The following is a 22154-nucleotide window of genomic DNA, read 5'->3' on the forward strand; positions in this document are numbered from 1 at the left end:
GCCGACGGGGGTCGGCAGGGGAGCTGGGGTGGTCATTGTGTCAGAGGAGTGTGCGAAATCGATTCGTTGCGCCGGGAAATGTCGTTGGCATTGCCGGAAGGCTTGGCCGCGTCCGGCTGGGCAGGCGGCGCGGCGGGTTCGGTGGCGGCCGGCGCTCTCTGCGGCAGGTAGAGCGGCCCCTTGATGCCGCAGCCGCTAGCCATGCCCAGGGCCGCCGCGGCCGCGGCGACGGCGACCCAGCGCCGGCCGGTGCGGCGCGGGCAAGCGTGCGCGCTGGCTACAATGCCAGTATCAGCAACCAACGAGGGGTCTGGGCATGTAGCGTGCGGAGCGCGCGGTAGTTTCATGTCGGACATAGTGGAAATTATGAACGAAAGCGAATTTCTTGCCTTGGCCGAGGCCATCCTGGATTCCATCGAGCGGCAGGCCGACGCCTGGTTCGAAGAGCGCGACATCGACATCGAGGCCACGCGCAACGGCAATGTGTTGACCCTGACCTTTGCGGACGGGAGCCAGGCGGTGATCAACAGCCAGGCGCCCAAGCAGGAGATGTGGGTTGCTGCACGCAGCGGCGGCTTCCATTATCGCCTGAAGGACGGCAAGTGGCTGGATACCCGCAGCGGGGAGGAGCTGGCGGAAGCGTTGTCACGGATTTGCTCCGAGCAGTCGGGGACGCAGATCGTCGTCGAGCCTCTGCCGGTGCGGTAACAGGGCTGGCAGTCTGGGCGCTGGTCCCCCGCTCCCGCCTACGGCAGATACGAGTCCTGCCGCGTGCCGCCGCCACCCGAGCCGCGTGCCCCGCCGTTGTCTCCACCGTTGATCAGGTTGCCCAGGCTGTCGATGAGCCGCGACATCGGATCGGCGGACGGGGGTGGCAGGCCTACGCTGGCGACGGCTTGGCCGGGCGGGAATTCGGCGAAGTAATAGTCGCCGTTCTCCACGATGATGCCCGGAGGCATCGGCTGTTCGCGCTCCGGAATGTTCTTGAGCGCGCGTTGCATGAACTTGAGCCAGATGGGCATGGCCGCCCCGCCGCCCGTTTCGCGCGTGCCCAGCGAGCGCGGCTGGTCATAGCCGAGCCAGGCGACGCCAACCAGGCCGGGCGTGTAACCGGCGAACCAGGCGTCCACGGAGTTGTTGGTCGTACCGGTCTTGCCGCCCACGTCCTTGCGCTTGAGCGCGAGCGCGGCGCGGGCCGTGCCCGTGCGCACCACGTCGCGCAGCATGGAGTCGGCGATGAAGGCCGTGCGTGCATCGATCGCGCGCAGCGACGGGTCGCCGGCCTTGGTCGGGCGGGCCTGCATCAGCACGCGGCCGGTGCTGTCGGTGACTTTCTCGATCAGGTAGGGCGTGACGCGGTATCCGCCGTTGGCGAACACCGAGTAGGCGCCGGCCATCTGCAAAGGCGTGACCGAGCCGGCGCCCAGGGCCATGGTGAGATAGGCCGGATGGCGCGCGGCGTCGAAGCCGAAGCGGGTGATGTAGTCCTGTGCGTATTGCGGCCCGATGCTCTGCAGTACGCGGATCGACACCATGTTCTTGGATTTCGCCAGGCCCTGGCGCATGGTCATCGGCGGGTCGTTCTTGCCGTCGTAGTTCTTCGGCTCCCAACGCTGCGAACCGGTGGCCGAAGCCTCCAGCACGAAGGGATCGTCGGAGATGAGGGTTGCCGGCGTGAGGCCGCGCTCGAGCGCCGCGGCGTAGATGAACGGCTTGAAGCTGGAGCCGGGCTGGCGCCAAGCCTGGGTGACGCGGTTGAACTTGCCGTTGTAGAAATCGAAGCCCCCCACCATGGCGCGTATCGCCCCGTTCTGCGGGTCGGTCGACACGAAAGCCGCCTGTACCTGCGGCAATTGCAGGATTTCCCATTCATTGCCGGTCTTGATGATGCGGACGATGGCACCGCGGCGCAGCCGCACGTTGGGCTGGGCTTTCGGCGAGAGGGCCGATTGGACGAAACGGAGGCCTTTGCCGGAGATGTCGATGATTTCTCCCGAGCTGCGCGCTACGCGCACCAGCTTTGGATCGGCAGATAGCACCACGGCGGACAGGAGGTTGTCGCTGTCGGGGTAGCCGTCGAGCGCGTCATCGACGGCCTCGTTCAGCTTGGCCGCGTCGTTCTCGATGCCGGCAGGCAAGTCGACGAAACCTTCCGGGCCGCGGTAGCCGTGCCGCCGCTCATAGTCGAGCACGCCTTCGCGCAGCGCCTGGTAGGCGGCTTCCTGCATGTCACGGTCGACCGTCGTGTAGACGTTCAGCCCACGGGTGTAGGTTTCTTCCTTGTAGATGTCGTAGACGAGCTGGCGCGCGAGTTCGGCGACGTATTCAGCGTGTACGCCGAATTCTCCCCCCAGGTGCCGGATTTTCAGTTTCTCGTCGAGCGCCGCCTGATATTCCGCTTCGGTCAGGTACCCAAGGTTCCGCATGCGCTGCAGGACGTACTGTTGGCGCAGCTTGGCCCGGGCCGGGTTGACCACCGGGTTGTATCGCGAGGGGGCCTTGGGAATGCCCGCCAGCATGGCGGCTTCGGCAGTGGTGATCTCGGATAGGGGCTTGCCGTAATAGATGCGAGCCGCCGAAGCGAAGCCGTACGCCCGCTGGCCGAGGTAGATCTGGTTGATGTAGAGCTCGAGGATCTGGTCTTTGGTGAGGTTGGCCTCGATCTTGAACGTGAGCAGGATTTCGTACAGCTTGCGAGTCCAGGTTTTTTCCGAGGACAGGTAGAAGTTGCGCGCTACCTGCATCGTGATCGTGCTCGCGCCCTGGCTCTTGGAAAAATTGACCAGGTTGGTGAGTGCGGCGCGTATGACGCCGGTCCAGTCTATGCCGCCATGTTGGTAGAAACTGTCGTCTTCTGCGGACAAAATTGCCGATTTCAAGACGTCCGGGACCTCCCGGATGCGCACGACGTTGCGACGCTCTTCACCAAATTCGCCGATCAGGGTGTTGTCGGCGGTGTAGACGCGCAGGGGCATCTTGGGATGGTAATCGGTGAGGGCGTCCAGGTCGGGCAGGTTCGGATAGGCCAGGGCGAGGGCCAAGCTCACCAGCAGGGCGCCGCAGATGGCCAGACCGACGAAGACGCCGACGACCTTGAGGAGAATACGGGACATGAGGAAGCTGTTTCTCGTGCGAGGACGAGACCCATTATAGGAATATCGACACGAATCGGCTTGTAGACAGCTCCGCGGCGGCCGCGTTCCTGTAACAGTTGGTGTGCCGGCCCCCGGCCGCCGATTTTCCGCTCGTGCCGCTCTTGCGGGATAATGCAGGGATATTGTTTCTCTCGTGGCTTCCGCCCAACCGCTCGTGGACCAGGACTCTTTCGACCCCTGCGCGGCAGATGCCGCGGCGCCGGCCGGTCCGGCATTCGTGCCGCCCGTGTTCTTGGTCGGAATGATGGGCGCCGGCAAGACCACCATCGGCCGCGGGCTCGCGCGGGCCTTGTCGCGCGAGTTCCTGGACGTGGACCTAGTGCTCGAAGCGCGCTGCGGCGTTCGCGTCCCGGTCATCTTCGAGCTCGAAGGCGAGGAGGGCTTCCGACGCCGCGAAACCCATGCCCTGGACGAGTGCAGCCGCATTCCTGGCGTCGTGCTCGCCACGGGCGGGGGTGCCGTGCTGGCCGAGCGCAACCGGCGCATGCTCAAGGAGCGCGGCATCGTGCTGTACCTGCGTGCCCGCGCCGAGGAGCTCTACGAGCGCACGCGCTACGACCGCAATCGGCCGCTGTTGCAGACGCCCGATCCGCTGGGCCGCATTACGGCCCTGTTGCGGCAGCGCGAGCCGTTGTACGAAGAGATCGCCGACCTGATCATCGATACGGGCAGGGGGTCCGTGCCGAAGCTGGTCAACCGCATCCTGCCCTTGCTGGCCTCATGCAACAAGCAGGTGCGCCACCCCGCAGAATTGCCGCCGCTGGAGTGTCTATGAAAGAAGTCCGTGTCGAGACGCCGGGCGGGAGCTATCCCATACGGATCGCCCCGGGACGTCTCGATCGCCTGGCCGAGGCCGTTCCGGCCGACGCCACCACGCTGGTCTTGGTGACCAATCCCACTATTGCCGCGCTCTACGCCGAACGTGCCGAGCGGGCGCTCGCAGCCTCCGGGCGGCCGGTGCTGCGCATCGAATTGCCCGACGGCGAGCAATACAAAGACTGGCAGACGCTGAATCGGATCTTCGACGCCATGCTCGCCCGCCACTGCGACCGCAAGGCCGTGATCGTGGCGCTCGGCGGCGGCGTGGTGGGAGATATCGCCGGTTTTGCCGCGGCGGTCTACATGCGTGGCATTCGTTTCATCCAGGTGCCGACCACGCTGTTGTCGCAGGTGGATTCCTCCGTGGGCGGCAAGACGGCCGTCAACCACCCCATCGGCAAGAACATGATCGGCGCCTTCTATCAGCCCATCGCGGTAGAGATCGACACCGACGTGCTGGGTACGCTGCCGGCGCGGGAGGTGTCGGCCGGCCTGGCGGAGGTCATCAAATACGGTGCCATCCTGGACGCGGACTTTTTCGCGTGGTGCGAGGCGCATGCGCGGGACTTGCGCGCGCTGGAGCCGGAGGCGATGTCCGTAGCCATCGCGCGTTCGTGCGAACTGAAGGCCTTCGTCGTTTCGCAGGACGAGCGCGAAACAGGGCTGCGCGCCATCTTGAACTTCGGCCATACGTTCGGCCACGCCATCGAGGCCGGGCTGGGCTACGGCGCATGGCTGCACGGCGAGGCCGTGGGCTGCGGCATGGTGCAGGCGGCCGAGCTGTCGGTGCTGGCTGCCGGGTTGCCGCAAGCCGACGCCGAGCGCATCCGCGCCCTGGTGCTTGCCATCGGCTGCCCGGCCTATGCGCCCGACCTCGGGACGGAGCGCTGGTTCGACCTGATGCAGGGCGACAAGAAAACCGAGGCGGGCCAGATCCGGTACATCTTGTTGCCGAGGCTGGGCGAAGCGGTCCGCATGCCGGTCGAGGCAGCCCTGGTCAGGCAGGTGTTGGACCGGACGGTCGCCAAAACGGCAGGCGAGCAGCCAAGCATTCTCGCCTGACCCATTTCTTCTTTCGGAGGAGCCCTTACGTCCATGCCGCAAGTCCTCGCTCCGTATGCCGCCGACCCGGCTGCCACGCGCGGCCGGCGCCATCCCGAACCTTCGCCGCAAGGGCGCACCGAGTTCCAGCGCGACCGCGACCGCATCATTCACTCCAACGCCTTCCGGCGCCTGGAATACAAGACGCAGGTGTTCGTGAACCACGAGGGCGACTTATTCCGGACGCGGCTCACCCACAGCCTCGAGGTCGCGCAAATCGCCCGCTCCGTGGCCCGCAATCTGGGCCTGAACGAGGACCTCGTCGAAGCCATTTCCCTGGCTCATGACCTCGGCCACACGCCTTTCGGCCATGCCGGGCAGGACGAGCTCAACGCATGCATGCGGGAGTTCGCGCCTGGTTCGGGCGGTTTCGAGCACAACCTGCAGAGCCTGCGGGTCGTGGACGAGCTGGAGGAGCGCTACGGGGATTTCAACGGGCTGAACCTGTGTTTCGAGACGCGCGAGGGCATCCTGAAGCACTGCTCGCTGAGCCGGGCTGCCCAGCTGGGCGACGTAGGCGAACGGTTCCTGAATCGCACCCAGCCCTCGCTCGAAGCGCAGCTCACCAATCTGTCGGACGAGATCGCCTACAACAACCACGACATCGACGACGGCTTGCGCTCGGGGCTCATCACGCTCGAGCAAATGCGGCAGGTGAAGATTTTCGATCGCCATTATGCTGAGGTGGTGGCGCGTTATCCGGGGCTGGCAGAGCGACGGGCGATCACCGAAACCGTGCGGCGCATGATCAACACCTTGATCATCGACCTGACCGAGACCACCGCTGCGCGCATCGCGGAGCACAAGCCTGCCTCCATCGACGACGTGCGGCAGGCGCCGCCACTGGTGGGGTTCAGCGCCGAGATCCGGGCCGAAGCCGACGAACTCAAGCAGTTCCTTCGCGACAACCTTTACCGGCACTATCGCGTGCTGCGCATGACCACCAAGGCCAAGCGCATCTTGCGCGACCTGTTCAAGGCTTTTCTCGACGATCCGCGCTTGCTGCCCCCGCAATACCAATCGCGCGCCAGCGTGGACCAGGCCCGCGCGATCGCCGACTACATCGCCGGAATGACGGACCGCTACGCCATCAAGGAGCACAGGCGCCTGTTCTTGGTGAACGATGAATAGCGGATGATTCCGTCCTTCGTCTTATTGCCGCGTGCGTCCGCCAGCGCCCTGCGTATCGGGCGTGCCGCACCAGAATTCATTCAGCGCGCTGTTAGGTGAACCGCGGCACAATACCGGAACTTGACAAGTCTTTGCCGCAACGATGCGGGCGCATGGTTGCGACGTTCCCGGCTACGGGCGGGAGGACGTTGGGTCGCGTGCGCCGGCATCATCGATCATCAGGTTGCACGTGATTTTCTCTGACCCGATATCGGTCTTCCTCGCTCCCAGGCCGGCGCCGGCGGGACGCAAACCGGAGGAGCCCCAGGCCGAAGGGCCCGGCCCCCATCCCCTTCCGCTCCATGCCTTTCCTCACTTGGCTCGGAGCACGCTATGGGCGGCGGTTTCATCCGGGGCGGAGCGCCTGACGACGCTGCATAGCGTCCCGGTAGGGCGAAGGCCCGCTGGCCGGCCATGCGGGCCGGCGAACCGGCTCCCCCAAGGCGCCAGTTCGGCCGATTTTTTCCAGACGCCGGATGCGCTCGCCGACGAGATGGTCGAACTGGCCGGCATCGAGCCCGGCCAGCGGATCTTGGATCCCAGCGCGGGCACGGGCTCGTTGCTGCGCGCAGCGCGTCGGAAGTTCGGCTTGAGCCTTACTTACGCGGCGGTGGAGGTCAATCACGCCATGGCGGCAGATCTGCGTGAGCGCTTGGCCGATGAAGTGCATCACGGCGATTTCCTCGGGTTGACCCCGGCGCGCGTCGGGCGCTTTCCCCGCATTCTCATCCATCCTCCGCTCGCCCATGGCGCTGATGTCCCGCATATCCTGCACGCCCTGGGCTTTCTCGAGCCCGGCGGTCGCCTCGTCGGTATTTGCGCCGACGGCGCAAGCCAGGGCCGCATTCTGCGGCCCTTGGTCGAAGCGCGCGGCGGCGTGTGGCTGCCGTTGTCGCCGCACCTGTTCACAGGCGTTGGAACGAGGATGCGCGCGGTGCTGTTCACCCTCGCGGCATGACTGCCGGCCGGGTGCTCCAGCCGGCGTCCCGGCGGACACGTCGCCCGCCGTCGGCGCAGCCACGCGCTGTGCCCCCTGGTTAGGCAGGCCTGGCATCCGTTGCCGGAACGGCAACGGGATTTCCGCAAAAAAGCAGGGCTTGTGCGCGCAGCCTGGCATGGGGCGTGCATGGATCGGCGCATGGCCCAGGAACAGGACGCCGCACGCACCAAGTGAGGGCATCCTGCCGCTCCACTGAGCGGGCAAGCATGTCTTCCGGGGCGCAACCCATTGAAGGAACCGATCCATGCTGATGTCTCGCTGGTTTACCGTAGGGGCCGGTCTGCTCGCGCTCGCGTGCGCTCTGCCGGCCGCCGCCCAAGCTCCCACCAAGATCAAGTTCATGCTGGACTGGAAGATCCAAGGCGTGCACGCCTGGTTCTATTGGGCCAAGGACAAGGGCTATTTCAAGGAAGCCAACCTGGACGTGACGATAGACCAAGGCGACGGTTCCGCCGCGGCCGTCACGCGTGTCATGTCGGGCGGCTATCACGCGGGCGTGGGAGACGTGAATGCGATTATCCAGAATGCCGCGTCCAAGCCGGGCGAGGCGCCCGTCATGGTCTACATGCTGTACAACCAGGCGCCGTTCGCATTGATCACCAAGGCCAACGGACCGATCAAGACGCTCAAGGACGTCGAAGGCAAGACCTTGGGCTCGCCCGCAGGCGCAGCGGCGCTGAAAGTGTTCTCCGCGCTTGCCAAGCGCAACGGCATAGACGAAAGCAAGGTCAAGTGGACGAATATGGCGCCCAACCTGCAGGAGCAAATGCTGCTGCGCGGCCAGGTCGATGCTTCTGCGGTGTTCGCGGCGACCAGCTATATGAACTTGGTCGCACAGCAAGTCGATCCGGACAAAGACATACGCTGGATCTTCTACAACGACAACGGCCTTGATTTGTACAGCAACGGCTTGCTCGTTTCCTCCAAGCTGCTCGCAGAGCAACCGGGCGCCGTAGAAGGCCTGGTCCGGGCCGTGAACCGTGCGCTGAAGGACTGCATCGCCGCGGCGGACGCCTGCATCGACAACCTGGCGCGCAATGAGCCGCTGATCGACAAAAGCATCGAGAAGCGCCGCATGCTGTACGTCCTGAAGCATTCGGTCCTAACGCCCGAGGTGGCGGAAATTGGCCTGGGCGACATCCGCGACGAACGCATGGCGCGCGCCATCGACCAGATCGCCGATAGCTATGGCCTGCCTCGCAAGCCAGCGTCGGAGGAAGTCTTCAACCGCCGCTTCCTGCCGCCCAAGGCCGACCGCACGGTCAAGCTGCCGCTATGACGAGCGCACCTGAGCCACGGGATGCCTGGAGCATCCGCAATGCATCCCTGCCCGGGCGCGAAGGTCGCTGGCGCGTGACGGTGGAGGCCGGATGCATCAGCGAGATCAGCCCGGAGGGCGAGGGCGGCGGCCATGCCGGCGCCTGGGATGCCGGCGGCCGCTTGTTGTCGCCGGCTTTCGTCGATCCTCACGTCCATGTCGACAAGGCGCTCACCGGCGACAGGGTAAGCGATGCGGTGGCCGCGTCCAACCTGGAGGCGGCGATACGTGCCGTGCGCCGCTTGAAGTCTGCGTTCACCGAGGAAGATGTCGCAACACGCGCGGAGACCTCGCTGCAATGGGGGCTGGCGCACGGCACGACGGTGGCGCGCACGCACTGCGAGGCGGACCGCTACGTCGGCTTGCGGGCGGTGGCGGGCGTGCAGGCCGCCGCGCGCGCGATGGCTGGAAAAGTGGATGTCCAGCTCATCGCCTTTCCGCAGGAAGGCTGGTTCGAGACCGAAGGCACCATGGAAGACGGCGCGGCGCCCTATATCGAGCAGGCACTGCAGGCCGGCGTGCGCATCGTGGGCGGAAACGTCAACCGTGCGCTGTGGCCTTCCGATCCCGAACGGCAGGTCGACGAGAGCTTCGCGCTTGCTGCGCGCTACGACTGTGACATCGACTATCACCTCGATAATTGGGATACGCCAGAGTCTTTCACCCTGCCGTATGTGGCGCGCAAGACCGTGGAGCAGGGATGGCAAGGCCGGGTTTCGGTCTCACATATCGCTTCGTTGGCGATGGTGAGCGATGCCGAGGCGGCCGATGCCATCGACGCAGTCCGCCGCGCTGGAGTGAACGTCTGCGTGCTGCCCACCCGCATCCGCCTGACCCGGGTGCTGGAGCTGATGGAGGCGGGCGTCAACGTCGCCTGCGGCACCGATAACCTGCGCGATCCCTTCGTGCGCTATGGCGACGCCGATCCGCTCAAGGCCATGCTGCTGCTCGCCCAGATCACGAACCAGCTGCACAACGCGGGGCTGGAGCGGATCTGGCGCACCATGACCGACAACGCGGCGCGCATGCTACGTCTTGCCGACTACGGGCTCGAGCCGAGCTGCCGGGCAGACCTGGTGCTGCTGGACGCGACTTCTGCCCCGGACGCGATATTGCGGCAGGCCGCCCGGCTTGCCGTATTCAAGCGGGGCGTGCAGGTGGCGGGACCTTTGCGCGTTTCCTGACGCCCGCTGGCGGCGGGTCATTCCCCTGCCAGCGTTTGCTGGATGTGCTCGATGAAGGCATGCGCGATCACCGGCAGCTGCCTGTGCCGCAGGCACGCGAGCACCAGCTTGCCTTTGGGGAAGTGCCGGTCTTCCAACTGTCGCGCGATGAGTTCCCCGCCCTCCGTGACGGCGCCGATGGCGATTTGGAAAGAAATGGCATGCTGGTGATACAGGCAGCCGCGCAGGAACTCGAAGGAGTTGCTTTCCACCATGGGCTGCAGCTTGACTGAGCTGCGCATCATGAATCTTTCAAGCAGCTGGCGTCCGCCTATGTCCCGGTTCGGCAGCACCACCGGATAGTCCGCACAATCGCGCAAATACAAATTAGGCCGCTTGGCCAGCGGATGATCGCGGTGCATGAGCGCGACCAGGGGTTGGTCGAACTGCCTGATGGCCTCGATATCGGCCTCTGGGGAGAGATTGAATACCAGGGCCAGATCGACGTTGAAGCCGCGCAATGCCGCGAGTGCCTGCAAATGGTCGCCGATGGTGACTTCGAACGCGACGAGCGGATGCGTCGCGCGGAAGGACGCGACCGCGCCGGGAAGATAGGCGGGCGCTAGGGCCTGGCTGGCAACGATGCGTACCGTTCCCCGGCGCTTTCCCTTGAGTTCCTCGATTTGTGACCGGACACCTTCGAGCTCGGCGGCGCGGCTGCGTATGTAGCGCACGAAGAGCTCGCCGGCGGCGGTCAGGCGCATGCCGCGTGGCAGGCGTTCGAAGATGGGAGCGCCAAGTTCTTCTTCCAGGTCCTGGATGCGGCGATTGACGGCGGATGGCGCGACATGAAGCCTTTCGGCGGCTTGCCGGATGGACCCGACGCGTGCGACCTCGTCGACGTAGCGAAGAAAGCGAAGGTGGTTCATAGCGGGCGAGAGGGAGAGGATGAGGCCAAGGGATGCACCGATTCGTGGCTCGCACGGCCCAATGGCGGGCGCTTTGCCTCGTGTTGGTGCGCTGGGGGCAGGGCGGAGGAGCATCGTGCGCGCTCTTGCGGTGTGCGCGGTAGCGCGTGCGCGTCGCGCGCAGTTTCCAGCCCGGCCCAAAGCAGCCCGGCGAAATGGAGGATCGTTGCTGGATCGGCAACGGCTAGTCCGTTAAATGGCATTGAACTGAATCGCTAAAAGAGGTTGGACGGGTACGGTCATTGCATTGGACAGAGAGCAATTCACGTTCCGGGCTTGCCCGATCATCTACTGCCGAGACCATGAGTGCACCCGTTTCCACCTTTCCCAGCTTCGGCCCCTCGCCGGACAACGCATGGACACAGCGGGCCGATTGCCTGAGCCTCGTTCGCCCACTGCGGGAACCGCGCCCGGTGCGCCTCGTTGCGGATGGCCAGGCGCTGGAATTCGACATGGCGCGTTCCGCGCTGATCGTGATCGACATGCAGAACGACTTCTGCCACGCCGACGGCTGGTTTGGGCAGAAGGGAATCGATGTCTCTCCCATGCGCGCCCCCATCCCTGTCATCGCGGAGCTGCTGCCGGCCTGGCGCGCGGCGGGCGGCAGGGTCATCTGGCTCAACTGGGGAGTGCGTGCGGACCGGCTCAACCTAAGTCCCACTATCCAGTTCAAGGGCAAGCGCACGGCCGACGGCGTGGGCTATGCGGAGCGTTCGCCGAACGATCGCGGGCGCAGCGTCGTGCCCGGGGAGTGGGGCGCGCGAGTCGTCGATGAACTACCCGTGGCCGATGCCGACGTGACCGTCTATAAGCACCGGCTCAGCGGATTCTGGGACAACGAGCTCGATAGCCTGCTTCGCCTGCAGGGCGTCACGACGCTCTTTTATGCCGGCGTCAATACCGACCGCTGTGTGTTCTCGACACTGCAGGACGCAGGTTTCCTCGGCTACGACAACATCCTGCTCGCGGACGCCTGCGGATCGCCTTCTCCCGATTACGTCACCCAGGCCATTCATTTCCTGGTCAAGCAACTGCATGGTTTCGTCGCCACCGCGCGCGACCTCGCCAGTGCGTTGACTGCCCTCGCCCCTTCATCTGCGGGGCGCTCATCTTCCTCCGTCCTCTAGGAGCCGTTCCATGATCGACCGTTTCAAGAAAATCGCCCATTGCGCCGCGGGTGCTGCCGCACTGGCGCTGTGCTTGTCCGTATTGCCTTCCGCAGCCAGCGCCCAGACACCGATCAAGCTGACCTTGAACTGGAAATACGAAGGAGCGCAGTCTTGGTTCTTCCTGGCACAGGAGCGCGGCTATTTCAAGGCGGAGGGGTTGGACGTGCAGATCGACCAGGGGGAAGGCTCGGCCGCCGGCGTGCCCAAGGTGGCTGCCGGCACGTATACGGCCGCGTTCGGCGACATGAATGCGCTGATCGAGTTCGCCGCGCGCCGGCCTGACGATGCTCCCGTCGGCGTCTACATGCTCTACAACGTCGCGCCGTTCGCGGTGGCGGTCAAGCAGGACAGCCCGATCAAGGCACCCAAGGACTTCGAAGGCCGCACGCTGGGCGGGCCAGCCACCGATGCAGCGCTCAAGCTGTTCCCCACCTTCGCCAAGATGACCGGCATCGACGCAGGCAAGGTCAAGATCAACAACATGGCGCCCAACCTGCGCGAGCAGATGCTGCTGCGCAACCAGGTGGACGGCATATTCGGCTATGTGAACACGATCTGGTTCGCTGCCAAGCTGACCGGCATGGATCCCGAAAAGGACATGCGGTTCATCAAGTACGCAGACTACGGCCTGGATCTCTACTCCAACACGATCATGTTCTCGCGCAAGTTCGCCAAGGAGCACCCCGAGGCGGTCAAGGGCTTCCTGCGTGCCCTGAACAAGGCCATCAAGGACGTCGTGGCCGATCCTGACGCCGGCATCGCCGCAGTGCTCAAGCGCGAGCCGCTGCTCAAGGCCGAACTCGAAAAAGAGAAATTGCTGGCCACGATGAAGCGCGACATGAGCCATCCCGAGATCGCGAAATTCGGCCTGGGAGACGTCGATGACGCCCGCATGAAGCGCGCCATCGATCTCGTGGTCCAGGCCAACGGGTTGAGCAATTCGCCGGCTCCGTCCGCCGTGTTCGACCGCAGCTTCCTGCCTCCGCGCGACGAGCGGCTGACGCATTTCTGAGCAACACCTGCGCGTCGCCCGCCGGCCGCGACGAGGCGGCGCGGCGCATCACCGCATTCACCGAGAGATTCGACATGGATTTGCAGCTGAAAGACAAAGTGGCAGTCATCACCGGGCCGGCCAAGGGCATGGGGCGGGCGATCACGCTCGCATTCGCCAGGGAAGGATGTGCGCTAGTGCTGGCCGGCCGGGACGTAGGCGCCATCGAGCCAGTCGCCGCCGAGGCGCGGGCCCTGGGCGTGCGCGCCAAGGTGGTCCCATGCGACCTGACCGACGCCGCCCAGGCCGAAGCCTTGGGGCGGGCAGCCGCAGAGGCCTTCGGCCGGGTCGACATATTGGTCAACGTCGCGGGCGGATCGGGCCCGATCGGCAAGACCGGTTGGGAGACGACCGCCGAAGAGTTCGACGAGATCGTCGGCCTGAACATGAAAGGCTGCTTCAACACCATGCGTGCCGTACTGCCAGGCATGATCGCCCGGCGCTACGGCAAGATCGTCAACGTCGGCGGGACCTTCGGCATGCGCGGCCGGGCCGGGCGCATGGCTTATTCCGCCTCGAAATGGGGGCTGCGCGGAATCACCAAGAGCTTCGCGCTGGAGGCCGGCCCGCACAACATCAACGTCAACTGCGTTGCACCGGGCATGGTGGACGGCCCGCGCTTTCGCGAAAAGGTCTGCGCCGACATGGCCAAGCGCCTGGGGATCTCCGTCGAGGAGGCCATGGCGCGCCATGCCTCCGACTATGCACTGCGCCGCGTCTCTACCGACGAGGACGTGGCCATGGCCTGCCTCTTTCTTGCCAGCGACGTGTCGCGCCAGATTACCGGCGTGGATTTGCCCGTCGACGGCGGTTGGGCTGCGCTGTAACGGAGAGTCGACATGAAAGAAGTAGACCTGGTCATCCGTGGCGGAAAAGTCGTATCGCCCGATCGCATCGTCGAGGCGTCGGTCGCGATCGCCGCCGGGGAAATCGTGGCCCTCGGACACGACGACCTCATGCCACCCGCGCGGGAGACCTTCCAGGCCGACGGCCTGTACCTCTTGCCGGGCGCGATCGATAGCCACGTGCATTTCCGCGATCCGGGCTATCCGCACAAGGAAACATGGAAGAGCGGCTCCGCGGCGGCGGCCTGCGGCGGGGTCACCACCGTTTTCGAAATGCCTAACACCAATCCTCCCACCGGGACGGTGGAAGCGCTGCGCATCAAGCAGCGGGCCGCGGAGTCGTCCTACGTCGATTACGGCATCCACGGGTTGCTCGGCGACGACACGATAGAGCGGCTCGAGGAGCTGCTCGAGGCGGGCGTGACGAGCTTCAAGGCGTTCGTCGGCAATACCTTCGGCAACCTGCCCGCTCCCACTGACGGGGCGTTGCTGGAGGGCTTCGAGAAGCTCGCTCCGCTCGGCATCCGCACCGTCGTGCACGCAGAGAATTCCTCCATCATGGCGCGCCGCCAGCAGCGCATGGAGGCGGCAGGGCGCATCGATGCGCTGGCACACCTGGCCTCGCGCCCGGCAGTGTGCGAGATCGAGGCCATCGGCCGCGTGCTGGCGCTGGCCGAGTGGACCGGCGCGCGCGTGCACATTGCGCATCACAGCTCGCGCGACTCCCTATTCCTGCTGCGCGAGGCCAAGCGGCGCGGCGTGGACGTCACGGTCGAGACCTGCCCGCAATACCTGCTGCTCAATACCGGCGACATGACCCGCCTGGGCGGCATTCTGCGGCTGAATCCGCCCATACGCGAAGCCCATCACAACCAGCCGCTCTGGGATGCGCTCGTAGAAGGCGTGATCGACATGATCGCGACCGATCATGCCCCGCACACGCCCGAGGAAAAGAGCCGCGCCAATATCTGGGAATGCGACTGCGGGTTCCCGGGGGTCGAGACCCAGATGCCGCTCATGCTGACCGAAATCAATCGTGGCCGCGCGAGCCTCATGGACTACGTGCGCTGGAGCGCCGCTAACCCGGCCAAGGCCTGGGGGCTGTACGGCAAGAAGGGAGTGATCGCCGTCGGGGCCCATGCCGACATCGCGATCGTGGATCTCGAGCGCGAAGGCGTCCTCTCGGAGGGCAAGCTGCACAGCATCAGCAAGATCTCGCCCTGGAACGGCCGCGTCGTCAAAGGTTATCCCTTGCACACCCTGGTCCGCGGGCGCTTCGTGGTGCGCGACGGCCGCCTGGTCGAAGAGGCCGCGGGCTGGGGGCGATCGGTCAAGGACGTGCAGCGCATGCCGGACCCCGCGCCCCGCAACATGGAAACCTACATGTCGAACATCCTGGCCACGCCTGCAGGCGTACCCCCTACGGCGACGCCGCGTCGGGAGGCAGCATGAGCGACGCAATAGCCACGGGCAGGCCGCAGATCGTCGGCGTGCATCGCGTGTCGTGCCGGGGCCCAGGCGACTTGTCCGGGGTGCAGGCGCTGGTGGATGCCGGCGAGCTCGACCCACGCGACATCGTCGCGGTGATGGGCAAGACCGAGGGCAACGGCTGCGTGAACGACCACACGCGCGAATACGCGGCAGTCAGCTGGTGTCATTTCCTCGCGCCATACTTCGATTGTGCGCCAGCCGAGGTCGAGTCGCGCGTGGCGCTGGTGATGTCGGGGGGCACCGAGGGCGTGCTGTCGCCGCATTTCACGGTCTTCACGCGCCGCTTCGCTGATGGCGTGGAGCCGTCTTCTCCTGGGAAGCGTCTCGTGGTGGGCATCGCCCACACGCGGGATTTCGCCCCGGAGGAAATCGGCCGCGCGGCGCAGGTCGATGCCACCGCCCAGGCGGTGCGGGCGGCCATGGCCGATGCGGGCATCACATCGGCGCAGGATGTGCATTTCGTGCAGGTGAAATGCCCGCTGCTGACCTCGGCAAAGGTGAACGACGCGCTCGCGCGCGGCTTGGACCCGGTCACGCGCGATACCTACGAATCCATGGGCTATTCGCGCGGCGCCTCCGCGCTGGGCGTGGCCGCTGCGACGGGCGAAGTCCCGCGCGAGCGGATAGCCGATGCCTCAGTGCTGAATGACTGGTCGCTGTGGTCGGCGCGGGCATCGGTGTCGGCAGGCATCGAGCTCGAGGGCAACGTGGTCATCGTCCTCGGCGAGGCAGAGGGCAGCCTGTCCCCGTATCGCATCGCGCATACGCTGATGCGCGATGCCGTGGACGCGGCAAGCGTGCGCGCCATGCTGCGCGAAGCCTTCGGCCTCGATCCGGACCGGGACGCGCAGGCGCTCGGCCAGCGGCTGGTGAATCTGCTCGCCAAGGCCGAGGCCAGCCCCGACGGTCTCGTGCGCGGACAGCGCCACACCATGCTGAACGATTCGGACATCAATGCAACCCGCCATGCGCGGGCGGCCGTCGGCGGCGTGCTCGCCTCCGTAGCGGGGTACACCGCCTTGTACGTTTCGGGCGGCGCCGAACACCAGGGCCCGCCCGGGGGCGGGCCGGTGGCCGCCATCTTGCGTGTCGATGCTCCGCCTTTCCTCAGGGAATGAAACCATGACCAAACCTTTCATCGAACTGGCCGATGTGACGCTGCGCTACGGCGGCGGTACGTTGGCGCTCGACCATACCGACCTGGGCATCGAGCAAGGCGACTTCGTGGCGCTGGTCGGGCCCAGCGGCTGCGGCAAATCGACCATCTTGAAGCTGGTGGCGGGGCTGCTGAACCCCAGTTCCGGCGGGGTCATCGTGGGCGGACGCGAGGCGGGTGCCAAGGGCGCCGGTCCGGCCGACCCGCACACGCCGCGCGTGCGCATCGGCTTGGCGTTCCAGAATCCCACCATGCTGCCGTGGCTGACGATACGCGAGAACGTCATGATTCCGCTCAAGATCGTCCAGCCGTTCCGCTCCGAGTATGCGCGAAAGAAAAAAGGCGAGTTCGCCGACCGCGCCGAGGCCTTGCTGGAACAAGTAGGGTTGAAGGGCTTCGGCGACAAGCGCCCGTGGCAGCTGTCCGGCGGCATGCTGCAGCGGGCATCGCTGTGCCGGGCACTGGTGCACGATCCGCAGCTGCTGCTGCTCGACGAACCTTTTGGTGCACTGGACCAGTTCACCCGCGAAGAGCTGTGGGCCATCATGCAGGACCTGTGGATCGCCAAGCGGCCGACGGTGCTGCTAGTGACCCACGACTTGCGCGAATCCGCCTATCTCGCCAATCGCATTTGCGTGATGAGCTCGCGTCCCGGGCGCATCCTCGAAGACCGGAAGGTGGCCTTTGCACGGCCGCGCACGCTGGAGGGCAGCTATGCGCCCGAGTTCGCCACGCTGGTCCAGGAGCTGCGCATGCGCATAGCCCATGCGCGCACGGAAACCGAGACCGCCTCCCCGAAAGACGAAGCCCTCCCAAGGAGAGTCGCATGAGCGATGAGAAGAAACCGCTGCTGTCGCCCAAGGCGAAGCGACGCGTCCTGTCCGTGCTGGCATTGGCCGGCTTCTTTCTGCTCTGGGAAGTGATCTGCCTGGCCACGGGCGTATCCGACCTGGTATTGCCGCGTCCTTCGCAGATCGCAGCCGTGCTGGTGTCGAAAATGCCACTGCTCTGGCCTCACACGTTGCAGACGCTGTACACGACGGTCACGGGCTTCGTGCTCGGCGTATTGGTGGGCATCCTGCTGGGCGTGATCATCGGCTCTTCGCGGCTCGCCTACGATGTGGCCTATCCCCTGCTGGTCGGCTTTTCCAGCATTCCCAAGGTCGCGGTGGTGCCCATCTTCGTGGTCTGGTTCGGAGCGGGCACCATGCCGGCCATCCTGACCTCGCTCGTCATCAGCATTTTCCCGGTAGTGGTGAACGTCGCCACGGGCCTGGCCAATACCGAGCCCGAGCTGGAGGACGTGCTGAAAGTGCTGGGCGCGAGCCGGCGCGACGTGCTGTGGAACGTGGGCCTGCCGCGCGCGCTGCCGTACCTGTTCGCGTCGCTGAAGATAGCCATTACACTGTCGTTCGTCGGCACCGTGCTGTCCGAGACCGTCGCCGCCAACAAGGGAATCGGCAACGTCATGATGATCGCCAGCGGCAACTTCGACGTTCCCCTCGTGTTCGCCGGACTGGTCATCCTCGCCGTGCTGGGGGTCGCGCTGTATGCGATTTCTGCCCTGATCGAGATCAGGCTGACCGGGTGGGCACAGCGCAAGAACGACATGGCCATGGCATGACGCGCCGGCCCGCGGCGGCGTGCCGCGGGCTTGGCGATGGGAAATCGAATGAACACTACGGCAGTAACATTGGCTCGGGTCGCAGTCTTCTGCGGCTCGAATATCGGATTTTCGGACGCGTACGCGCAGGCCGCGCGGCAATTGGGCGAACAGATTGCCGCCCGGGGCCTGACCTTGGTTTACGGCGGGACGCACAAAGGCTTGATGGGCATCATGGCCGATGCCGTGCTGCAGGCCGGAGGGCAGGCGACGGGCATCATCAACCGGCGCCTGCACGAGCGCGGCCACCTTCATCCAGGCCTGTCCTCGCATGAGATCGTGCCCGACATGCGCGCGCGCAAGGCCCGCATGGCGGAACTGGCAGATGCGTTCATTGCCATGCCGGGCGGCTTGGGGACGCTCGAGGAACTGTTCGAGGCAGCCACGCTCACCCAGCTCGGCGACCATACCAAGGCATGCGGGGTCCTGAACGTCCGCGGCTTTTATGAACCCATGCGCGCCATGCTCAGCCATGCCGTCGCCGAGGGGTTCATGAAGCCAGAGCACCGCGACATGATCGTCGTCGAAGCCGATCCCGGCGCGCTGCTCGACGGCTTGGCGGCATGGAAGGCGCCCACGGTGACGAAGTGGATCGGAGATCCCGATCCGGCACCGGCCGCCTAGCCACGGCCTTCGCCTGGGTGCTCCGCCCCCGGGGGTGCCCGGGGATTAAACTGAATCAGCGCCGTCCCGTGGCCTCATCCCGGCCGGCCTTTTGACTCTTTGCAAACGACCATGACGACGAGAATCCGCATCCGCGCCGCCGAATACACTTTCATCGCCGAAACGCATCCCGACGCCCCGCAGACCGTGGCCGCGTTCATGAAGCTGCTGCCCTACAAGCAGAAGCTGATTCACGTGCGCTGGAGCGGTGAGGGGTGCTGGATCCCGCTGGGCGAGTTCCAGCTGGGCGTTGGCTTCGAAAACCACACCAGCCATCCGTCTGTGGGGGACATCCTTTTCTATCCCGGCGGCTACAGCGAGACCGAGATCATCATGGCCTACGGCAGCTGCATGTTCGCGAGCAAGATGGGCCAGCTGGCGGGCAACCATTTCCTGACCATCGTCGAAGGCAAGGAAAACCTGCGCGCGCTGGGAGTAAAAACGCTGTGGGAGGGCGCGCAGGACATCGTTTTCGAGCTCGCGTAGGCAGCCCTATGCCGGCGTGCCGGAGCCTTCCAATAGCGCGCGCAGGTCTGCATCGAAAGCTCCGTCCAGCAGGATGAACACAATGGTGCAGGGCTGGTCGGAACGATTGCTCCAGGCATGGTTGGTGCCACACTGCACCACGATGTCGCCCGCATTCAGCTCGACTTCAGTGTCGTCGAGCACCATGACAATCTTGCCGGACAGTACCACCGCATAGTCAATGGTCTCGGTGCGATGCATCATGGCATGCCGCACCGGGCCGCGGGCCGCCGCCGACGCGGCGCGGTTGCCCAGCGCCTCGAACTCCCGTGCGATCGTTGCCGGATCCAGGTTCTGGCGGTCCGGCGGGAAATGGTTGACGCGAATGACACTCCCGTTTCGGTGGGGAAGTTGCCGGCGGGGGCCCGGCGTTGGGTCTTCAGGCCTGGCGGAGATCCGTGCGGGGCTTTCGGTGGTGCGCCAAATATCATTGGACCAGAACCCGGGCCGGGCCGTGGACTCATGCAGGAAGGGGGCCACGTCGTCGGAGATGACGATGGCCTTGCCCGTTTCGTCATGCCCGGTGACGACCCTGCGCACTCGTCCCCTGGCAGCGGTTGGATTGGCTGTCATTCTTGACCCATTGGTTTGATTTGCCGGATGCGGGTGTGGCAACCGGATACGGCAGTAATCCTAATGGCGAACGATGCCGTCGGGTTGATAGCTTATGGCACAACGCTTGTGCCATAGAGGTGCACATGCCAGGGCGGGGCCAGGGGGTGGCTTGTCTGGCCCGTCTTCGACCGTGCGGCCCAAGGGAGGATCATGGACAAGTTGGCGGCGCTAATAGCCTTTGCTGAAGTGGCGAAGACGGGTAGTTTCACGCGAGCGGGCAATGCCCTGGCCCTGGGCCCTTCCGCCGTGACCAAGAAAATCGCCGCCCTGGAACAGTGGCTTGGCATCAGGGTTCTGCAGCGAAATACGCATGGAGTCGCGCTGACCGATGACGGGCAGCTGTGTCTCGACATTGCGCAAAAGGTGCTGCAAAGCGTCGATGAGTTGGAGCAAGCCGTGGCCTTGAGACGGGCCCAGCCTGCCGGGCAGGTTCGCATTGGCATGCCATACGCCATGGGCCAGCTCTACTTGGCCCCCATGCTCAGCGAGTTTCTCTCGAAAAATCCCGAGCTGGTCCTGGACGTCCAATATTCGGACGAAGTTCCCGACATCCTGGAGCAGCGCCTCGATGTCGTTGTTCATATCGGTGAGCCCAGAGACTCCCGGGTCATTGCGAAGCCCCTTGCCAAGTCGCGGCGCGTGACCTGTGCCTCGCCGGCATACCTCAATGCTCACGGCGTGCCCCGGACCGTCGGGGATTTGCAGCAGCATGAACGAATCGCGCTGCTCATCAATGGCCGGGTTCGGCCATGGACCTTCAAGCAGGGACAATCTGTCATTGCCGTGCCGCCTCAGGGAAAGCTCACGGTCAACTCTGGTGTTGCCTTGCGCCAGGCCGCGCTCGCAGGGGTGGGGCTGATTCAGTGCAATTCGATCCTGGTCGCCCCTGACCTGGCCAGTGGCGCGCTATTGCCCGTCCTCGATGATTGCTCGGTGGAAAGTGAGGGCCTTTACGCGGTATTCCTGGAGAATCGGCGCATGGTGCCGCGAGTTCGCGTGACGGTGGATCTGCTTGAGAAAATCTTCCTGCCCTACCGGCACGGGACGTCCGGCGCTGCGGCAGTCCTTCCGAGACAATGAGTCGCGTGTTCAAGCAACGCTCGCGGCCGCACCGTCTGGCGTGGGATGTCCTGGGCCGGTGCATGGCAGCACGTTCGGCCCAGGGCTCGTTCATTCATCCACCTTGATTCCCTCGGATCGGATGAGCGCGCTCCAATGTGCGGTATCGCGCTTGACCGTTTCGGCGAATTGCTGGGGTGTGCCGGCGATGAATTCGACGCCGGTGGATTCGGCGTAGGCCCGCATTTCCGATGAGGTAAACGCCCTCTGGACCGCTGCGTTGATCGCATTGATTTTTTCCGCCGGCGTACCCGTTGGTGCAAACAATCCATACCAATTGTTCACATAAACATTGGGGACGCCGATCTCATCAAACGTCGGCACGTCGGGCAGCACGCGTGACCGTTTCGGTGCCGCTATCGCAAGCGCCTTGAGCTTGCCGGCCTTGATGTTAGCCAAGAGGCCGGAGATGTCTCCGATGAACCCATCCACTTGTCCTCCGATGGTGTCGGTCGTCGCAGGGGGCGCTCCTTTGTAGGGAACATGCAGCACCTTCGCCGACGTGGCCAGTTTGAACTGGACAATGCCCATGTGGGACATGCCTCCCACTCCCGTGGAGGCCATCTTGACGCCGCTGCTCTTCGCCTGGCGTATGTATTCGCTCGCGGTGTTGATGGCATGTCCGTGGCCGACGACCAAGACTTCCGGGGAAGATGCGAGCATGGCCACCGGAACGAAATCTTTCTCGGGGTTGTAAACGAGCTTCGGGTAGAGGGAGGGGTTGATGGCGATGGCGCCGATGGAGCTCAGGAAAAGGGTGTTTCCATCCGGCTTGGAGCGGGCGACGAGATTGGCGGCAATGGCGCCGTTGCCTCCCGGCTTGTTCTCGATGATGACGGGCTGGCCCAGTTCTTTCTCCAACTGCCTGGCCGTCACCCGCGCAAGGGAATCCGCCGGACCGCCCGGAGGAAACGCGAGCACAAGGCTGACCGCCGACTGGGCGTGAGCTGCGCCCGCGCATGACATCAAGGCGAGGAAGATTACCGTCCTACGCCACCGTTCGTTCGCAAGAGGTCGTCGCACATCCGTCTCCAGAATCGTTGCCAGCCTCGAAAGAATCATCTTGTGGCCCGGCTGATTGTTTTCGACCGCCTCACATCGTTCTGAGGGCGTACCGCTACTGTTTCACATTTCGACTTGCCTGACCTCGTCTAAGAAGGCAT

The 22154-nt window shown here is 65.0% G+C and carries 22 protein-coding genes; 17 read left to right on the forward strand and 5 right to left on the reverse strand.

Annotation, left to right across the window (positions count from 1 at the left end; genetic code table 11):
* Positions 1–32: 32 nt before the first annotated feature.
* The gene (locus IRZ12_RS02330; protein WP_296463678.1) at positions 33–302 is read right to left on the reverse strand and encodes a lipoprotein; all 270 of its coding nucleotides are present in this window, start codon (positions 300–302) and stop codon (positions 33–35) included.
* A 64-nt stretch (positions 303–366) separates the two neighbouring features.
* Here IRZ12_RS02330 and cyaY point away from each other — a divergent pair, with 64 nt between their 5' ends.
* Positions 367–708: an iron donor protein CyaY gene (cyaY, locus tag IRZ12_RS02335; protein ID WP_296463680.1), complete on the forward strand. Its 342-nt coding sequence runs from the start codon at positions 367–369 to the stop codon at positions 706–708.
* 38 nt (positions 709–746) lie between these two features.
* On the opposite strand, the gene IRZ12_RS02340 is transcribed toward cyaY, so the two are convergent.
* The gene (locus IRZ12_RS02340) at positions 747–3113 is read right to left on the reverse strand and encodes a penicillin-binding protein 1A (protein ID WP_296463682.1); all 2367 of its coding nucleotides are present in this window, start codon (positions 3111–3113) and stop codon (positions 747–749) included.
* Between the two features lie 283 nt (positions 3114–3396).
* On the opposite strand from IRZ12_RS02340, the gene IRZ12_RS02345 reads away from it, so the two are divergent.
* From IRZ12_RS02345 to IRZ12_RS02370, 6 genes are all read left to right on the forward strand, one after another.
* Complete coding sequence (locus IRZ12_RS02345) at positions 3397–3930, forward strand: shikimate kinase (RefSeq protein WP_296463728.1); 534 nt, start codon at positions 3397–3399, stop codon at positions 3928–3930.
* Entirely contained in the window at positions 3927–5036 is a 1110-nt protein-coding gene (gene aroB / locus IRZ12_RS02350; protein ID WP_296463684.1) for a 3-dehydroquinate synthase, read from the forward strand. The genes IRZ12_RS02345 and aroB overlap by 4 nt, the downstream gene beginning before the upstream one ends.
* Before the next feature lie 33 nt (positions 5037–5069).
* Positions 5070–6206 (forward strand): deoxyguanosinetriphosphate triphosphohydrolase, encoded by a 1137-nt coding sequence (locus IRZ12_RS02355; RefSeq protein ID WP_296463686.1) that lies wholly within the window; start codon positions 5070–5072, stop codon positions 6204–6206.
* Between the two features lie 532 nt (positions 6207–6738).
* Positions 6739–7203 (forward strand): hypothetical protein, encoded by a 465-nt coding sequence (locus IRZ12_RS02360; RefSeq protein ID WP_296463688.1) that lies wholly within the window; start codon positions 6739–6741, stop codon positions 7201–7203.
* Positions 7204–7489: 286 nt separating this feature from the next.
* Positions 7490–8524, forward strand: a complete 1035-nt coding sequence (locus IRZ12_RS02365; RefSeq protein WP_296463689.1) for an ABC transporter substrate-binding protein — start codon at positions 7490–7492, stop codon at positions 8522–8524.
* Positions 8521–9747, forward strand: coding sequence for an amidohydrolase family protein (locus tag IRZ12_RS02370; protein ID WP_296463691.1), 1227 nt, complete (start codon positions 8521–8523; stop codon positions 9745–9747). The genes IRZ12_RS02365 and IRZ12_RS02370 overlap by 4 nt, the downstream gene beginning before the upstream one ends.
* 17 nt (positions 9748–9764) lie before the next feature.
* Here the strand turns inward: IRZ12_RS02370 and IRZ12_RS02375 are convergent, their stop codons facing one another.
* Positions 9765–10655, reverse strand: coding sequence for a LysR family transcriptional regulator (locus IRZ12_RS02375; RefSeq protein WP_296463693.1), 891 nt, complete (start codon positions 10653–10655; stop codon positions 9765–9767).
* 341 nt (positions 10656–10996) lie between these two features.
* On the opposite strand from IRZ12_RS02375, the gene IRZ12_RS02380 reads away from it, so the two are divergent.
* The 9 genes from IRZ12_RS02380 (at position 10997) to IRZ12_RS02420 (ending at position 19218) form a co-directional block, all read left to right on the forward strand.
* Positions 10997–11821 (forward strand): isochorismatase family cysteine hydrolase, encoded by an 825-nt coding sequence (locus IRZ12_RS02380; RefSeq protein WP_296463695.1) that lies wholly within the window; start codon positions 10997–10999, stop codon positions 11819–11821.
* 10 nt (positions 11822–11831) lie between these two features.
* Positions 11832–12875 carry an ABC transporter substrate-binding protein gene (locus IRZ12_RS02385; RefSeq protein WP_296463697.1) on the forward strand — a complete coding sequence of 348 codons (1044 nt, stop codon included), beginning with the start codon at positions 11832–11834 and terminating at the stop codon, positions 12873–12875.
* Between the two features lie 74 nt (positions 12876–12949).
* A complete protein-coding gene (locus tag IRZ12_RS02390) occupies positions 12950–13741 on the forward strand; it encodes an SDR family NAD(P)-dependent oxidoreductase (RefSeq protein WP_296463699.1) in 792 nt (263 codons plus the stop codon).
* Positions 13742–13753: 12 nt separating this feature from the next.
* On the forward strand, positions 13754–15211 hold the full coding sequence (gene allB, locus IRZ12_RS02395) for an allantoinase AllB (protein WP_296463701.1): 1458 nt from the start codon (positions 13754–13756) through the stop codon (positions 15209–15211).
* On the forward strand, positions 15208–16368 hold the full coding sequence (locus IRZ12_RS02400; RefSeq protein WP_296463702.1) for a ring-opening amidohydrolase: 1161 nt from the start codon (positions 15208–15210) through the stop codon (positions 16366–16368). The genes allB and IRZ12_RS02400 overlap by 4 nt, the downstream gene beginning before the upstream one ends.
* 4 nt (positions 16369–16372) lie before the next feature.
* Entirely contained in the window at positions 16373–17236 is an 864-nt protein-coding gene (locus IRZ12_RS02405; RefSeq protein ID WP_296463704.1) for an ABC transporter ATP-binding protein, read from the forward strand.
* The gene (locus IRZ12_RS02410) at positions 17233–18030 is read left to right on the forward strand and encodes an ABC transporter permease (protein ID WP_296463706.1); all 798 of its coding nucleotides are present in this window, start codon (positions 17233–17235) and stop codon (positions 18028–18030) included. The genes IRZ12_RS02405 and IRZ12_RS02410 overlap by 4 nt, the downstream gene beginning before the upstream one ends.
* Positions 18031–18078: 48 nt before the next feature.
* Entirely contained in the window at positions 18079–18693 is a 615-nt protein-coding gene (locus IRZ12_RS02415) for a TIGR00730 family Rossman fold protein (RefSeq protein ID WP_296463708.1), read from the forward strand.
* A gap of 111 nt (positions 18694–18804) precedes the next feature.
* On the forward strand, positions 18805–19218 hold the full coding sequence (locus IRZ12_RS02420) for a DUF3830 family protein (RefSeq protein WP_296463710.1): 414 nt from the start codon (positions 18805–18807) through the stop codon (positions 19216–19218).
* Between the two features lie 6 nt (positions 19219–19224).
* Here the strand turns inward: IRZ12_RS02420 and IRZ12_RS02425 are convergent, their stop codons facing one another.
* Complete coding sequence (locus IRZ12_RS02425; RefSeq protein WP_296463713.1) at positions 19225–19830, reverse strand: cupin domain-containing protein; 606 nt, start codon at positions 19828–19830, stop codon at positions 19225–19227.
* Between the two features lie 192 nt (positions 19831–20022).
* Here IRZ12_RS02425 and IRZ12_RS02430 point away from each other — a divergent pair, with 192 nt between their 5' ends.
* A complete protein-coding gene (locus tag IRZ12_RS02430; protein ID WP_296463715.1) occupies positions 20023–20952 on the forward strand; it encodes a LysR family transcriptional regulator in 930 nt (309 codons plus the stop codon).
* 90 nt (positions 20953–21042) lie between these two features.
* On the opposite strand, the gene IRZ12_RS02435 is transcribed toward IRZ12_RS02430, so the two are convergent.
* Positions 21043–22014: a tripartite tricarboxylate transporter substrate binding protein gene (locus IRZ12_RS02435; protein ID WP_296463717.1), complete on the reverse strand. Its 972-nt coding sequence runs from the start codon at positions 22012–22014 to the stop codon at positions 21043–21045.
* Between the last annotated feature and the right edge of the window lie 140 nt (positions 22015–22154).

It is taken from the genome of Pigmentiphaga sp., from assembly GCF_019689535.1.
Classification (GTDB): domain Bacteria; phylum Pseudomonadota; class Gammaproteobacteria; order Burkholderiales; family Burkholderiaceae_B; genus Pigmentiphaga.